This is a genomic window from Pseudomonas sp. GL_139_B, from assembly GCF_057834475.1.
Window position 1 is genome coordinate 1,675,228 of record NZ_CM174403.1, and the last position, 15,953, is coordinate 1,691,180.

Genomic DNA, 15,953 nt, shown 5'->3' on the forward strand with positions numbered 1-15,953 from the left:
AAAATCACCGCCTGATCCTCGATGCTGTACTCCCGATTCCTTTCCGGAGACTGCACCTCCTAATGCGTCCCGATGAAAAATCCCAAAAGTCTATCTCTACCTCAGGCCCGTTGACTTCCGAAAATCCATCGACTGTCTGGCGGCCCTGGTTGCTAGCATTAAATTCGCTGTGTTCGACTCTGTGCTTTTCGTTTTTCTGAGTCACCACCGTAATCGGGTAAAAATACTTTGTTGGGGGGGGCACGAACGCTGGAGTGAGCTAGCGATGCTGTATCAAAGTATCCGCTCCATGAACTCCACATTCCAAGCTGATAGTTGACGGCTGATGCTGTGCTCCCGATTTCCATCAGGAGCCCATCACCATGATGCGTCCAAATGCCAGCGTCGAAAAAGTGTACCTCTACCCGAAGCCTGTAGATTTTCGAAAGTCCATCGACGGCTTGGCTGCGTTGGTCGAACTGGACATCAAAGTTGCGGTGTTCGACCCCGTGCTTTTCGTCTTTCTAAATCGCCACCGCAACCGCGTCAAAGTGTTGTACTGGGAGCGCAACGGCTTCTGCCTTTGGCTCAAGCGCCTGGAGTCGGAACGTTTCAAAACATCGCCCGATGCCACCGACGAGGCCATCGTGTTAAGCGTCCAGGAGTTGAACTGGTTACTCGACGGTTTTGATCTGTGGCGTAACCGCCCCCATCAGGTTTTGACTCCAAGATTTGTCGCCTAAAGGTTATAATCCGCGGCATGATTTCCATGCCTGACAACCTTCCTGATGACCCCGTGCGTCTCAAACAGATGCTGCTTGAGACGTACGAAGCGCGTGCACGTGATCAGGAAGTCAAAGAGGCTTACCAGACCCATATCGTTGATCTGAAAGAGCAGATCAAGTTGCTGCGTGACCGTATATTTGGCTGTAAGTCCGAACAAACGGTCGAATCCAACACGCCGCAACTGGCGCTGTTCAATGAGCCCGAAAGTGAACCGATGCCCGCCGTCGAGGATGCCGATGAAGAAGTCGTTGCTCCAGCTCCACGCCGTGGTAAACGCAAGCCACTATCTGCTGATCTGCCGCGTATCGAAGTCATCCACGAATTGCCTGAGCACGAACTGACCTGTGCCTGCGGTTGCCGCAAGCATGTGATCAGCGAAGAAACCAGTGAGCAGCTGGATATCGTGCCGATGCAGATTCGGGTGATCAAACACATCCGTAAAGTCTACGGTTGCCGTGGTTGTGAAACCGCTCCGGTCACTGCTGACAAACCCGCCCAGTTGATCGAAAAGAGCATGGCCAGTCCGAGCGTCTTGGCGATGCTGCTAACCACCAAGTATGTCGACGGATTACCGCTGCATCGTTTTGAAACGGTGCTGAGCCGACACGGTATCGATATCCCGCGTCAAACCTTGGCGCGCTGGATCATCCAATGCGGCGAGCACTTGCAACCGTTGCTGAATCTGATGCGTGATCGATTGCTGGAAAGTCCGGTCATCCACTGCGATGAAACCCGCGTCCAGGTACTCAAAGAGCCAGGTCGAGACCCGACCAGTCAATCCTGGATGTGGGTGCAAGCCAGTGGGCCGCCAGATCGAAAAGTCGTGCTGTTCGACTACACCTCCAGCCGTGCGCAGGAAGTACCGTTGCGCCTGCTGGAAAGTTATCGCGGCTACGTGATGACCGACGACTACGCGGGTTACAACGCATTGGCGTTGCAGCCCGGTGTCGAGCGGTTGGCGTGCATGGCCCATGCGCGACGCAAGTTCGTGGACGCGCAAAAAGTGCAGCCCAAGGGCAAGACGGGACGTGCCGATATCGCGCTGACGATGATCAACAAGCTGTATGGCATCGAGCGTGAACTCAAGGACGTCAGCGATGAACAGCGCTTTATGAATCGTCAGGAAAAGAGCCTGCCGATCCTGGCGCAGTTGAAAAGCTGGCTGGATAAAACGCAGTCGCAGGTGACACCGCAAAGTGTTTTGGGCAAGGCCGTTAATTATCTTGCCAGTAACTGGAGCCGACTGGAGCGCTACGTGGAGGCTGGGTTTTTACCCATCGACAACAACCCGGCAGAGCGTGCAATAAAACCATTTGTAATCGGTCGCAAGGCTTGGCTGTTCAGCGACACGCCCAAAGGCGCGACTGCCAGCGCGCAGATCTACAGTCTGGTCGAGACCGCCAAGGTCAACGGCCAAGAGCCCTATACGTGGCTGCGCCACGTACTGGAACGACTGCCGCATGCGCAGTCGGTGGCCGACTACGAAGCACTATTGCCATGGAACTGCTCGCCAGAGATGCCACGGTAAACGAGGCGGTAGTCTGGCGGTAGGTGTAGTTCATGGATCGGATACGTATCAAATATGGGAGTGGGGTCACCGTAGTCTGCTTGCAGGGGCAGGCTCCAAACCATCCGGTACTGCTGCGTTCAAAATGCGTGGTTGGGAGCGACCGCTGGAAAAGGCGCCGATACCTGACGCACACCATGCTGGTCATCTGTAAATGAGTGTGCGCGATAAGTATTTGGATGCTCTCGACGCGGGCATCTCACTGCCGGTTGAGTATGTCAAAACTCGGACTGTTCAAATTCATCCGGGCGTGCTAAAACCTTTAAAGCGCTGATCTAGCTGCTTGAAAAAGAAGGGAAAAACATGACGAAGTCGGAGTTGATCGAACGAATTGTCACCCATCAAGGGCTGCTCTCATCCAAAGATGTGGAGCTGGCCATCAAGACCATGCTCGAACAAATGTCCCAATGTCTAGCCACCGGTGATCGCATCGAGATCCGTGGGTTTGGTAGCTTTTCCTTGCACTATCGTGCGCCGCGGGTAGGGCGTAATCCGAAAACCGGTCAGTCTGTCAGCCTCGACGGCAAGTTCGTGCCGCATTTCAAGCCAGGCAAAGAATTGCGCGATCGTGTCAACGAGGATGAGGAGGAAGGGCTTTGACAGCCTCCGTTGTTCAAGGAGCTGCTCATGCGTAATCTCAAGCGCATATTGCTCGCTTTGTTCGTCCTGTTGCTGGTTTTGGTGATTCTGGCGTTCGTTCTCGAGAATCAGCAATCGGTTTCCCTGCTGTTTCTAGGTTGGGCGGCACCGCAACTGCCAGTATCGCTGGTCATAGTTGTTGCGCTGTTGATTGGGATGGTGATCGGGCCGATTCTGGGATGGTTTCTGGGGCGTACGTCCAGAGTTTCACGCAAGCACCTTGCCTGATTCTGTTAAAGGCGCGGCATACGTCTAATTTGCACCTATGCTGTCGGTATCCATTAGTGGAATCGTTATGAGACTGTATCTCATTGCAATGGGGTGTATTGGAGGTTTGGGTCACGCTGACTGCGAGCCAAAGGTCGTTTGAAAACTCTAGTAACCAGTGGCGCCGGATTTATCAGCTCGGCGGCTATCCGTCACATCATTTCCAAGACCTCCGACTTGGTCATCAAGGTCGAAAAGCTGACTTACGCCGGTAACCTTGGGTCGTTGGCTGAAGTTAACCAGAACACGCGTTACGTGTTTGAGCGCGTCGACATCTGCGATCGTGAGCAGATCGGCCGCTTTATGTGTGAGCACCAGCCAGATGTCTTCATGCACTTCACGACTCACCGAGTTCACGCCTTATCAGCCAAGCTCGCCTTACTCCGCCAGTAAGGCCAGTTCCATCACCTGGTTCGAGCCAGGAGCCGTACCTATGGCCTGCCAACCTTGGTGACCAACTGCTCGACTAACTATGGCCCTTGCCATTTCCCTGAGAAGTTGATTTCGTTGATCATCCTCAATGCCCTGGAAAGCAAGCCGCTGCCGGCCTATGGCAAAGGCAATCAGGTCCGTGACTGGCTGTGCGTCGAAGATCACGCCCGCGCCCCAAGTTGGTTGGGAGTTGCAACGCTCACTTGCACCGTTGGGTGAGTTGATTGCGCAGGATCGCCATCCCGCTGGCTGTTGGGTGATGGGAGTCTTTACGGCATTAAGTTGCACTATGCCGAGCAGTCTAGCCCGGATGGCTTGGCGCAAGCCTTCATTATCGGTGAGGAGTTCATTGGCAAGGCCTCTTGCTGTCTGATCCCGGGCGACAATATCTTCTACGGTCAGCGCTTCTCGGAGCACCTACGTTCTGCCAGCGCTCAGCAGCATGGCGCTATCGTATTCGGCTATCACGTGTCTGATCCGGAGCGTTTTGGTGTGGTTGAATTTGATGCCACTGGTCGGGCGCTGAGTATCGAAGAGAAACCGCTGAAGTCCAAGTCCAACCACGCCGTGACTCGCATGGCTGGACACTGGCACTCATGACTCGCTGCTAGACGCTAGCCACTTCGTACACACAATCGAGAAGCGACAAGGCTTGAACGTGGCCTGCCTCGAATAAATCACCTAAATCGGTGGGTGGATCGCCGCGGCTGAGCTGCCAGCTCAAGCTGGGCGGCTTGGAAAAACTGGTTATGGTCGTTATCTGGAAAGCTCTTGGAAGCTCTTGGAAGCTCCTGGTTGCTGAGATTTGATCGGTGCTTGCGGTTGATGTTATTTTGAGCTCGCATTTGAAACGCACGTTTGTTTTTAAATGATTTTTTACCTTCCACCTTCCGAATGAGTTAATAATTCCCCGGCACTACCTGTAGAATTGCCGGCAGAGTTGCCTGATCCCGTTCAACATCGCATGCCTTATCATCTGATCCTATTTCCCTTCCAGGGACGATTCCCATATGTCGATATCACCCCAAAAAAAAGGTAGTCTGGTATCTGAGCAGGTCAATCAGAGAGGCGTCAGGCACAAAGCCGATGGGTTTGGATCGAAGTCGAGCTCTCACCCTTGCAATCGCCTCGAGCAATGAATTTGCATCGCTGACAATGTAAGGATGACCCACAATATAACTGAGCCCCACTTTCTGGATGTATCTACCAGAAGGGGATTAAGGATTTAGCGCATGGTACTGATTCCCGTAATTTTGTCTGGCGGAGTGGGCAGCCGGCTGTGGCCCGTTTCTCGAGAAGCCCATCCAAAGCCATTCATGGAGCTGCCAGATGGCCAGAATCTGATCCAGAAAACCTTTCTTCGTGCTTCGCGCCTGGAAGGTGTTGTGGAGGTTCTTACGGTGACTAACCGTGAACTCCTGTTCAAGACCGAAGACGAATACGGCGCAGTCAATACAGCTAAACACGCTCAGGGCTTTATCCTGGAGCCTTTTGGGCGTAATACCGCAGCAGCCGTTGCTGCCGCCGCGCTTCAGCTGGAAACCACACATGGTCCCGACGCCCAAATGCTGGTGCTGGCTGCTGACCATCTGATTAACGATGAAAAAGCGTTTGCCGCAGCCGTAACCAATGCCATGACGCTTGCCGCCGAAGGCTGGTTGGTCACCTTCGGTATCCAGCCGACGTACCCTGAAACAGGGTTTGGCTACATCGAAGCGCAGAAAGATGCCCCGCTGAAGGGGGGGCTGAAAGTGGCGCGCTTTGTCGAAAAGCCCAATCTTGACACCGCGCAAAGTTATGTCGCCGCAGGCAACTACTTTTGGAACTCGGGGATGTTCTGCTTCCGGGTGGGCACTGTCCTCGAAGAACTTCGTCAGCATGTTCCAGACGTAGTGGAAGCCGTCAGCCGGACGATTGAAGCATCGCGCCTTACTTCATCTGCCAATTACCGTTGCCTTGCACTCGATGCTGATGCATTCGCAGAGGTGCCAGATATTTCTATCGACTACGCTTTGATGGAGCGCTCCTCGAAAGTAGCGACCGTTCCATGTGACATCGGCTGGAGTGACATCGGATCATGGAATGCTGTCAGTGAGCTGACCGAGCCTGATGAAAACGGTAACCGCTTTGAAGGAGAGGTACTGTCTCATGCCTCTCGCAACAACTACGTAAACAGCGAAGGTCGGCTCACAGCTCTGGTGGGAGTCGAGAACTTGCTGGTGATCGACACCCCGGATGCGGTGATGATTGCTCACAAGGATCACGCCCAAGACGTAAAACATATCGTCGGTCAGCTCAAGGCCTGCAGTCATACTGTTCATTTGCTCCACCGTACAGTGCATCGCCCTTGGGGCACCTATACAACGCTGGAAAATGGCGAGCGCTTCAAGATCAAGCGCATCGTGGTGAAGCCCAAGGCTTCTCTGTCCCTGCAAATGCATCACCACAGAAGTGAGCACTGGATTGTTGTCAGTGGGATGGCAGTTGTGGTGAACGACCAGAAAGAACTGATGTTGAACACTAACGAGTCTACGTTTATTCGTGCTGGTCATCAGCACCGCTTGATGAACCCGGGTGTTATCGACCTGGTGCTAATCGAAGTTCAGAGCGGTGACTATCTGGGTGAAGATGATATCGTGCGTTTCGAAGACATCTACGGTCGCGTCGACAAGTAACTACACTGAACCCGGTGCGATCCCCGTGCTTTGCAGGGAGGCAACGCGCCTGGGGCATGAGGCCTTGGCGATCCATTTTTGCCGTTGCCGCCTTAGGGCGGCATCGGACTTATCAGTTAGTGAGTAGTATGTATCCTCCTATCGTGACTCAATGCTTCAAGGCCTATGACATTCGTGGTCAGGTCCCCGCTCAACTCAACGAAGAAATCGCTTACCGCATAGGCCGTGCGCTCGTTGCCGAGCTGCAAGGCAAAATCTTCGTGGTCGGCCAGGACATGAGGCTCGAAAGCCCACCCCTGGCGGCAGCGCTGATGCGGGGCATTAACGAAGCGGGTGCCGATGTGATCGACATTGGGTTGTGCGGCACCGAAGAAGTCTATTTCGCCACCAGTCACTACAAGGTTGATGGTGGAGTGATGATCACAGCCAGCCACAACCCCAAAGGCTACAACGGCATGAAACTCGTCAGGGCCGAGTCTCGCCCTATCAGCGGCGACACTGGCCTCGACGCCATTCGCCAGCGTGTCGATCAGGGTGACCTAGGCACTTTCTCGGCAAAAAAAGGCGCGGTTCGCCAAGAGTTCGACAAGACTGCCTACATCGACCATTTGCTCACTTACGTCGACGTCAGCGCCTTGAAACCTCTCAAAATTCTAGCGGACCCGGGCAGCGGTGCTGCAGGCCCCGTGCTGCAGGCGTTGGCTGCGCGTCTGCCGCTGCAATGGGTATTCATCAACGAAGTGCCTGATGGTCACTTTCCGAACGGCGTACCTAATCCACTGCTGCCCGAAAACCGCGAACTGACTCGCCAGGCGCTGCTGATCAACCAGTGCGATATCGGCCTGGCCTGGGACGGTGACTTTGATCGTTGCTTCTTCTTCGATGCCGACGGGCGGTTCATTGAAGGGTATTACCTCGTCGGCCTGCTCGCCGAAATGCTGCTCAAACAACACCCCGGCAGCAAGATCATCCACGACCCGCGTCTGACCTGGAATACCATTGAACAGGTTGAGCAGGCGGGCGGTATCGCCATTCAGAGCAAGACTGGGCACGCGTTCATTAAAGAACGCATGCGCGAGGAAGATGCGGTGTATGGCGGAGAGATGAGCGCTCACCACTACTTCCGGGATTTTGCGTATTGCGACAGCGGGATGATTCCATGGTTGTTGGTAGCAGCGTTGGTTTCGAGTACTGGAAAACCACTGTCCGAGCAAGTCGATGAACGTATTGCTTCCTTCCCCTGTACCGGTGAGATTAACTACAAAGTGGTCGATGTCGCCAAAACGATTGAATATGTCTTGGCTCATTTTAGACCTCTGTCACCGGCCCTGGACTTAACTGACGGTATCAGCGTTGCATTCGACGAATGGCGGTTCAACTTGCGAGGTTCCAATACTGAACCTTTGTTACGACTGAACGTTGAAGCTAAAGGTGATAGTGAATTGATGTTTGCGCGACTGAAGGAGATTGAAACGCTGATAGATGCTGTTCAATGATCAGCCGTTGGGTAACGGCTTCGAGGTCAAGTCTTTCGTCGAGAAGCCAGATCTGGAAACGGCCAAAGGCTACTGGCGTCCGGTGAGTATTTCTGGAGCTCAGGAATGTTCTGCTTCCGGGCCAGCACACTACTAAAAGAAATGGCTCTGTGCACACCCGATGTTTCCAGCACAGTTTATCTGTGTCTGGAAGGCTTCGGATTGATGAAAAGCCGCAGCCATCGTAGCCTGCACTTGAAATCAGAGAGTTTTGCCATGGCCCCAGATATCTCCATCGACTTCGCTTTGATGGCGTGTTCGAGTAAAGTGGCGACTGTTTCTTGCGATATTGGCTGGAGCGATATTGGCTCTTGGAATGCCATGAGCGAGTTATTCCCGACGGATGAACAAGGTAACCGTATCGAAGGTGAAGCTATTCTTCATGTCTCCAGCAATAACTATATTCGCTACCAGCGTAGTCTGGTGGTGGGTGTTGAAAATCTTATCATCGTTGATACCCAGATGCACTGTCGATCGCCCACAGAGAGCACGCGCAGGACACCAAGACGATCATTGCTCAATTGAAGAAAAATGGTCATGGCGCACACCTCGACCATGCAACTGTACGTCGTCCTTGGGGCGCCTATGCTACCTTGGAGGAAGACCTGCGCTTCAAGATCAAGCGTATTGTAGTCAAGCCCAAAGCCCCAAGCCTCGCTCTCGTTGCAAATGCATCACCACCGCAGCGTACACTGGATCGTGCTCAGCGGTACGGCGCGCGTGGTTGATAATGATCGCAAACTCCTGCTGAATACCAGCGAGTCGACCTTCATTCCTGCTGGTCACACCCGCCGCGTGGAAAACCCGGGTGTTATCGACTCGGTACTGATCGAGGTGCAGGGGGGGGCGACTACCTGGGGGAAGACGATATTGTGCGGTTCGAAGATATCTATGGTAGGACCAGTGGCTGAGTAATGTAGCGCTTCCAAAACAGGTAAATGGCGCGCTTCTTACCGTCTAGGCGCTGGCATGAAGGGCTGGAGTTCGAGAGTAGGTGTTACAATAAGTCAGGCATTAGCCTGCATTTTTTCACCAGGCATTAGCCTGCATTTTTCAGGAGTCAGCGATGTTGGGGTTGTTTAGAAGCCTTTTGGAGTACCGAGGCTTCGTCTGGTCGTCCATTCGTAATGAGTTCATTGCCCGTTTCTCCCGTAGTCGCCTGGGTGGGCTATGGATGATTATTAACCCGCTGGCACAGGTCGCGATTTACGCGCTGGTGCTGTCCAATGTGCTTGCGGCCAAGTTGTCGGGTATTGATAATAAGTATGCTTATTCACTATATTTGATGGCGGGGATCTTGGCTTGGAGCCTGTTTTCCGAAGTGGTCGGGCGTTGTCTTACTCTATTTATCGATCAGGGAAACCTGATGAAAAAAATGCGATTTCCCCGAATCACCTTGCCCGTGATTGTTTTGGGCTCCTGCCTGCTCAACTATGTTTTGCTCTTTGGAGCATTACTTTTCGTCTTCGCACTTCTTGGACAGCTTCCAAGTATGCAAATGCTTTGGGTAATACCTTTAACCTTCATCGTAGCCGCGTTGGCCGTGGGTATGGGGCTGATCTTGGGGGTGTTGAACGTCTTTGTCCGTGATATCGGCCAAGTGGTACCGATCGTCCTTCAAGCTTGGTTTTGGTTCACGCCTATCGCTTATCCAGCCAACATTATTCCTGAAGAGTTTAAGGGGCTCCTGGCTTTCAATCCCATGTATCCAATTGTAACGGCATACCATAACGTTTTGGTATACGGGCAGATGCCTGATCTTCAGAGCCTCGTAGGACCTTTAGTCGCTGCGGTTGCATTAATGCTGTTAGGCCTATTTATGTTCAGGCGAGCAGCTCCAGAGATGGTGGACGTTTTATGAGTCTTTTAACCGTAAGTAACTTAGGTAAGGCTTACAGAGTTTACCCTTCAGAGTTACAACGAGTAGGTCGCTGGTTTGGTCTGCCGACAAAGCCTAGTGAAGAGCACTGGGTAATCAAACACGTTAGTTTTTCGATTCGGCCGGGAGAGGCTATTGGCATCGTTGGCCAGAATGGTGCCGGTAAGTCGACTCTGCTTAAAATGATTACCGGAACGCTTCAGCCAACGGAAGGCAGCGTTCAGGTCAATGGACGGATTGCCGCCATTCTGGAATTGGGAATGGGATTCAACCCTGATTTGACAGGGAGGCAAAATGTTTATCATGCAGCCGGATTGATGGGTTTTACTACTGAGCAGACGCATCAGGTTATTGAAGATGTCGAAGCCTTCGCAGAGGTTGGCGAATATTTTGACGAGCCTGTCAGAACCTATTCCAGTGGTATGCAAATGCGAGTTGCGTTTTCTGTCGCAACTGCTATTCGTCCAGAGATTCTAATCGTTGATGAAGCTCTGTCTGTAGGCGACACTTATTTTCAGCATAAAAGCTTCGACCGTATCCGAGAGTTTCAAAAGCAGGGCACCACGCTGCTGATCGTTTCACACGACAGGGCCTCCATTCAGGCGCTATGCAGTCGTGCGCTACTCTTGGAAAGCGGCACGGTGATAAAGGACGGGAATCCTGAAGAAGTCATGGATTTCTATAATGCCCTCATCGCAGAAAAAGAAAACAAAACGGTTAAGGTGCGTGAGCTGAAAGGTGGTTCTACCCAAACGCGCTCTGGAACCGGGGAAGCGAGTATTGAGTCGGTCAGCCTACATAATGTTGCAGGACAGTCTATTGAATATGTCCCGGTAGCAGACACGGTTTCGCTGCGCATCAAGGTGCGTATCAACACGCAAGTTCCGGAATTGGTGGTTGGTTATGTCATCAAGGACCGACTGGGGCAGCCAGTCTTTGGTACAAATACTCACTATCTTGGGTGCAAGCTGGAAAATCTTCAGGCCAATGAAGAGCTTCAATATAGCTTTTCCTTTCCCGCCAATCTTGGAGTGGGCTCCTACTCCGTAGCTGTAGCTTTGCACACGTCGGAAACCCACCTTTCGAAGAACTTTGAATGGGTTGATTTGGCATTGGTCTTTAATGTTGTGAATACTTCGAAATCAGAGTTTGTGGGATTGGCATGGATACCCCCTGTTGTGGAGTACACAAGATGATAGTGCCTTTTTATCGTGCTTTTGAAGATCGTCATCGTGGTTCGCGTGAGCTGATTCTTGATCGCTTGAATATCTATCTACCTTTTATTGCCCCCCTGAAACAGCTCTACGGTGAATGTCCGGCGCTGGACCTTGGGTGTGGGCGCGGAGAATGGTTGCAAGTGCTTTTGCAAAACGGCTTTACCCCTATGGGGGTTGATTTGGATGAGGGTATGCTTGAGGGATGCAAGTCTCTAAATTTGCCTGCCATCCAGGGTGATGCTCTTGAAGTCCTTAAAAACCTGCCGGATGAGAGTCAAGTTGTCGTCTCGGGATTTCATATAGCTGAACATATTCCTTTTGATGATTTGAAAGAGTTGGTGGCACAAGCGCTGCGAGTCCTCAAGCCTGGCGGGCTGCTGATCCTGGAAACTCCAAACGCCGAAAATATTGTGGTCGGCACGCAGAATTTCTATCTTGACCCAACTCATGAACGCCCAATTCCTCACCTTTTATTGAGCTTTCTGACCGAATACAGCGGTTTCTCCCGATCGAAACTGCTGCGTTTGCAGGAATCTCCAGAGCTTGCGAGCGCATCCTCAACGGCACTAATGAGTGTGCTGGGTGGTGTGAGTCCAGACTACGCTATTGTGGCGCAAAAAGAGGCATTGCCTGAAGAGTTGCAGTCTTTCGATCCTGTCTTTGAACAAGACCATGGGCTGCCCCTTGAAGTATTGGCTCACCGATATGACGCCGAGGCTCAATCTCGTAATAGCCAGATTGAAAGTCGACTGAATGAGCTCAGTCAGGATTTAGGTACGTTTGCTGAGCAGGTTCAAGAGGTTGAGCGGCAGAATAGTCAGCTGCAAGCTTCTTTTCACGAGCAGCTTGAAAGTCGTACGAATGAGCTTAGTCAGGATTTAGGTACGATTGCTGAGAAGATTCAAGAGGTTGAGCGGCAGAACAGTCAGTTGCACAATTCTATTCACGAGCTGCTGGAAACTCACCTTGACGCAGATAATTCTAAAGCCAGCCAAGCTGAAGATAATATCAAAGCACTGGAAGCAGAGCGAAATACAGCGGTTAGCCATGCCCAAGACTTGAGTGCTCAAGTTAATGACCTTAATGCACGTTTGAATGACGCCTTGGGTAGCGCCCATCACTGGTGGACGAACGCAAAAGCTCATGAGTCGAGAGTTAACGCCATTTTAAGCAGCACGTCTTGGCGTATTACATGGCCGATACGCGTGATCATGCGCGCCCTGCGGCGGATAGTGATCCCCGCGGTGCGCATGATAAAGGCGGTTGTCCGTAGGGGGGCTGCATTGTTGGTTCGGTGTTTGCTGGCCATGCCAGTGTTGCGCAACCCCATTAGTGCGGGGCTGAAACGCTATCCAAGACTGCACGCTCGTCTTGTGCAGTTTGCTCGCCATCGCGGTTTGATTCAGGCGAATATGGCGCCTGCAACGAGCACTCTTTTTCATGCACCAAAAAAACAGTCGCCGCAGATTACGACAGCACTGATTCGTGAGTCTCAAGACCAATCCGCGCAAACTTCATTCGATACAGATAAATACTATGCAGGGAAAAAGGTAGCTGTCTTGGCTCCAGTGTCCAGTTCTGGTGTAGCTGGCGGCGCCGAGCGCTTTTATTCCGGATTAATCAAGGCGCTGCAAGATCAAGGTTGTGACGTAGAGTTAGTTTGTCTGCCTGTCGATGAGGCTACCTTTGGTGGCATTCAACAAGGTTATCAGGACTTTGCTGAACTGGATTTGAGTGGGTTTGATCTGGTGATCTCCACTAAGGCGCCGTCTTATGCCGTGAATCACCCAAACCACGTTCTTTACCTTGTCCATACGGTCAGGGTCTTCTATGACATGTTTAATGACGTCTTCCCTGATGCAAATGATGAGCTCAAAGCGCAGCAAAGCTGGATTCATCAGGAGGACGACAGGGCCTTTTCAGGTGTCAAACATCGCTTTTCGATCGGAACGGAAGTGTCCAAGCGCTTAGTCGATTGGAACAACTATGATGCTGAGGTGATTCATCCGCCCATAGATATAGAAGGTCTTTACAACGCGGGCTCTGGCGATTATTTCTTTATGCCGGGTCGTCTTCATGCATGGAAGCGAGTGGACTTGGCTATTAAGGCTATCAAGTCCTCTTCGTTGCCTATGAAGTTAGTTATTTCTGGAGCGGGTGATGCCGAGCAACATCTGCGTGAGATCGCGAATGGAGATGCAAGGATTGAGTTCTTGGGGCGTGTTGACGACGACGCGCTCAAGCGGTTGTACGCTGGCGCTCTGGCTGTTCCATTCCTGCCTATTCGCGAGGATTACGGTTACATTACGCTGGAAGCATTTGCCTCTGGAAAGCCGGTTATTACTTGCACCGATTCGGGCGAACCTCAGGTTTTTGTTGAGAACGAAGTTTCAGGGTTTGTCTGTGCGCCGCAGCCTCAGTCTGTTTGCGAGGCATTTGAAAAGCTTTGGCAAGACCGTACGCTTGCCTCGCGCATGGGCAATGCTGGTCGGGAACGTGTGTCCGGTATTAACTGGAAAATCGTGTCTAATCGGCTGCTCCAGGCCGGCTTTCCCGAGATAAAGCCTCCTGTTGTCAGAGTCAAAGTGCCGCTCAAGGTGGCAGTGCTTGATATGCAACCAATTATTCCTGCCGTAGGCGGCGGGCGCCTTCGCCTGTTAGGTCTTTACCATGCGTTGGGAGCAGAACTACACGCACGCTACGTCGGGTCTTATGACTGGCCTGGCGAAAAATACCGGCGTCACACTATCAGTCCTACGTTTGAAGAGATTGATGTTCCTTTAAGCGCCGAACACCACGCGGCAGCGTTGCAATCTGCGTGCAAGGCGGGTGGTAAAACCGTAATTGATATGTTGTTCCCTCAGCAGGCTCATTTGTCTCCTGAGTACCTGCAGGAAGTTTTTGACGCTGTTAAATGGGCAGAGGTTGTAGTCTTCTCTCACCCATGGGTTGCACCATTGGTTAGCGACGAATTGTTGGCAGGGAAGACCGTGATTTATGACTCGCAGAATGTAGAGTCGGAGTTGCGCTCCCAGTTATTAGATTTGGGTAACCCATTTGAGAAAAACGTGCTGGATGAGGTTGTTCGTTCGGAAAAACTTGTCGGGGATCGAGCTGATATCGTTTTGGCTTGTTCGCAGGAGGATATTGAAGGCTTCGTCAGCCGCTTTGGTTGGAGCAGAACCAAGCTCAAGTTGGTGCCCAACGGTGTGTTCAGCGATGTGATCCAGCCGCCGACGCTTGAGCAGAAGGCGGCAGCGCGAGAGGCGCTTGGTCTTCTCAAGAGTGATCGTGTAGCCTTCTTCATCGGCAGCAATTACGCGCCCAATATTGAAGCGGGTCTGTTTATTGTTGGGGAGTTGGCAAAGGATCATCCAGACTACATCTTCGCCATTGGGGGGGGAGTGTGCAGCCGATTGCCGGCAACATTGCCAAAAAACGTTCGCTCCATTGGCTTTCTTGAAGAGGAAGACAAGGTTCGTTGGCTACATGCCAGTGATTTTGCAATCAACCCAATGTTTTCCGGGTCGGGTACCAATATCAAGATGTTTGACTTCATGTCAGCTGGTCTTCCTATTGTTACTACTCCTATTGGGGCAAGGGGCATTGCATTTGAAAGTACTGGTGGGCTGTACATCGCAGAACGTGAAGGTGTGAGCACCTTGGTACGAAATATATTTAATGATCGTGGCGCTTTGGCTACGGGAGGGCAGGAAAATCGACGCACCGTGGAGAAGAGTTTCTCTTGGGAGGCTATTTCTCCGGCGTTGGGCGGCACTTTGCGCAGTGCACATCTGCGCAAGCAGGGAGCCGCACTGCTGCTCTCACCGGAGCAAGCGATTAATTTGCGCGTGGCTCACTTAAGCACTGTAGGGCTGAAGTGCGGTATTGGTGAATACACCCGAAAATTGATCAGCGTCTATCAAAGCAGCGGTATAGCCAACTTTATTTTGGCTGGCGAGGCTGCGAACGAAAAGCCAGTGCTATCGGGCTTTAAGATACCGGTCGATATTGTTTGGTTTTATGATAATGTAACTTGGAACAGCAGCTATGTTGGGCCGAAGGCGCTTGAACGTTTACTGGAGTGGGATGCTACTCATCTAATCGTTCAGTACCACCCCGGTTATTATCCAGCTGAAATGCTGATCTCTTTTGTCGAGTCAGTCAGGTTCCACGGGATTGCCGTCACTGTTATCGTGCATAACTTTACCAATGAGACTGCTGCGGCGATGCGCAGGCTCAATGGCCTGGGCGTCGCCTTGTTTTCTCATCGAACCACCGAAGTCATTCAGGCTAAGGCGCTAGGTGTAGTGCTGGAAAGGGTCCCACTAGCAATGGAGTTTAAAGAAGGTGTAGAGCCGAAGTCCATCGCTAGCCGAGATTGGGTGAAGCAACCGCCTGTCATTATTACCACTGGTTTTTTACGCAAACATAAGGGTGTTGTTTCCTTAGTTCGCGCCATGCCCGAGGTTCTCAAGAAAATGCCGGGTGCACAATTAGTCATTCAGTGTGCTTTGTATCCGAGTGATGACTCTGAGAGCGAGTTCAGAGCTTGCGAGCTGGAAATCGCTCGGCTTGGTATCGCTCATGCTGTTCGATTAGACACCCGCTTTCTTGATAAGGAGGTTGTCTTGGAGGAGCTGGCGAAGGCCGACCTAGCGGTATTACCATATGAGCAGAGCAACGAAGGTGGTAGTGCTACAGCCGCTGACTGTATGTGTGTTGGATTGCCATTGATCGTTTCAAATGCAGAAATATTTGATGAGGTGCGCAGCGTAGCGTTTACCGTTATGCCAAGCGTCAAGAATATTTCGGAAGGCATTCTTGAGGTCCTGTCCAGCGCTGAGCTTTATGCAACCTTGGAGCGAAACTCTGTTGCGCACGCCAAGGAAAATTCATGGATGAATTTTTCAGGTCGTTTTTTGTCGGTGTGATAAGGCTGGGATTTTGGCGCTGAGCGCTCTGTAATGGGGCGCT

Annotated in this window: 10 protein-coding genes and 4 pseudogenes; all 14 read left to right on the forward strand. The window is 51.9% G+C overall.

Features of this window, described 5'->3' with window-relative positions:
* Positions 1 to 145: 145 nt before the first annotated feature.
* The 14 genes and pseudogenes from AC3ISI_RS07615 (at position 146) to AC3ISI_RS07680 (ending at position 15,910) form a co-directional block, all read left to right on the forward strand.
* A complete protein-coding gene (locus tag AC3ISI_RS07615; protein WP_489337650.1) occupies positions 146 to 319 on the forward strand; it encodes a hypothetical protein in 174 nt (57 codons plus the stop codon).
* Between the two features lie 43 nt (positions 320 to 362).
* Positions 363 to 722: an IS66 family insertion sequence element accessory protein TnpB gene (gene tnpB, locus AC3ISI_RS07620; protein WP_489332793.1), complete on the forward strand. Its 360-nt coding sequence runs from the start codon at positions 363 to 365 to the stop codon at positions 720 to 722.
* 17 nt (positions 723 to 739) lie between these two features.
* Complete coding sequence (gene tnpC, locus AC3ISI_RS07625) at positions 740 to 2,293, forward strand: IS66 family transposase (protein ID WP_489332794.1); 1,554 nt, start codon at positions 740 to 742, stop codon at positions 2,291 to 2,293.
* Positions 2,294 to 2,635: 342 nt separating this feature from the next.
* Positions 2,636 to 2,932, forward strand: a complete 297-nt coding sequence (ihfB, locus tag AC3ISI_RS07630) for an integration host factor subunit beta (RefSeq protein ID WP_003369729.1) — start codon at positions 2,636 to 2,638, stop codon at positions 2,930 to 2,932.
* 27 nt (positions 2,933 to 2,959) lie between these two features.
* Positions 2,960 to 3,199, forward strand: coding sequence for a LapA family protein (locus AC3ISI_RS07635; protein WP_489336226.1), 240 nt, complete (start codon positions 2,960 to 2,962; stop codon positions 3,197 to 3,199).
* A 138-nt stretch (positions 3,200 to 3,337) separates the two neighbouring features.
* Positions 3,338 to 3,844, forward strand: a pseudogene (locus AC3ISI_RS07640) (GDP-mannose 4,6-dehydratase); the annotation flags it as partial.
* Positions 3,845 to 3,913: 69 nt separating this feature from the next.
* A pseudogene (locus AC3ISI_RS07645) lies at positions 3,914 to 4,472 on the forward strand (sugar nucleotidyltransferase); the annotation flags it as partial.
* Positions 4,473 to 4,902: 430 nt separating this feature from the next.
* Positions 4,903 to 6,345, forward strand: a complete 1,443-nt coding sequence (locus AC3ISI_RS07650; RefSeq protein ID WP_489336227.1) for a mannose-1-phosphate guanylyltransferase/mannose-6-phosphate isomerase — start codon at positions 4,903 to 4,905, stop codon at positions 6,343 to 6,345.
* A gap of 128 nt (positions 6,346 to 6,473) precedes the next feature.
* Positions 6,474 to 7,841, forward strand: coding sequence for a phosphohexomutase domain-containing protein (locus AC3ISI_RS07655; RefSeq protein ID WP_489337652.1), 1,368 nt, complete (start codon positions 6,474 to 6,476; stop codon positions 7,839 to 7,841).
* A gap of 7 nt (positions 7,842 to 7,848) precedes the next feature.
* Positions 7,849 to 8,791: pseudogene (locus AC3ISI_RS07660) on the forward strand (sugar phosphate nucleotidyltransferase); the annotation flags it as partial.
* Between the two features lie 155 nt (positions 8,792 to 8,946).
* Positions 8,947 to 9,741, forward strand: coding sequence for an ABC transporter permease (locus AC3ISI_RS07665; RefSeq protein WP_489336228.1), 795 nt, complete (start codon positions 8,947 to 8,949; stop codon positions 9,739 to 9,741).
* On the forward strand, positions 9,738 to 10,955 hold the full coding sequence (locus AC3ISI_RS07670; protein WP_489336230.1) for an ABC transporter ATP-binding protein: 1,218 nt from the start codon (positions 9,738 to 9,740) through the stop codon (positions 10,953 to 10,955). Before AC3ISI_RS07665 ends, AC3ISI_RS07670 begins: the two co-directional genes overlap by 4 nt.
* Positions 10,952 to 11,818, forward strand: a pseudogene (locus tag AC3ISI_RS07675) (class I SAM-dependent methyltransferase); the annotation flags it as partial. The gene AC3ISI_RS07670 and the pseudogene AC3ISI_RS07675, both read left to right, overlap by 4 nt.
* Before the next feature lie 87 nt (positions 11,819 to 11,905).
* A complete protein-coding gene (locus tag AC3ISI_RS07680) occupies positions 11,906 to 15,910 on the forward strand; it encodes a glycosyltransferase family 4 protein (RefSeq protein ID WP_489337654.1) in 4,005 nt (1,334 codons plus the stop codon).
* Positions 15,911 to 15,953: the final 43 nt, after the last annotated feature.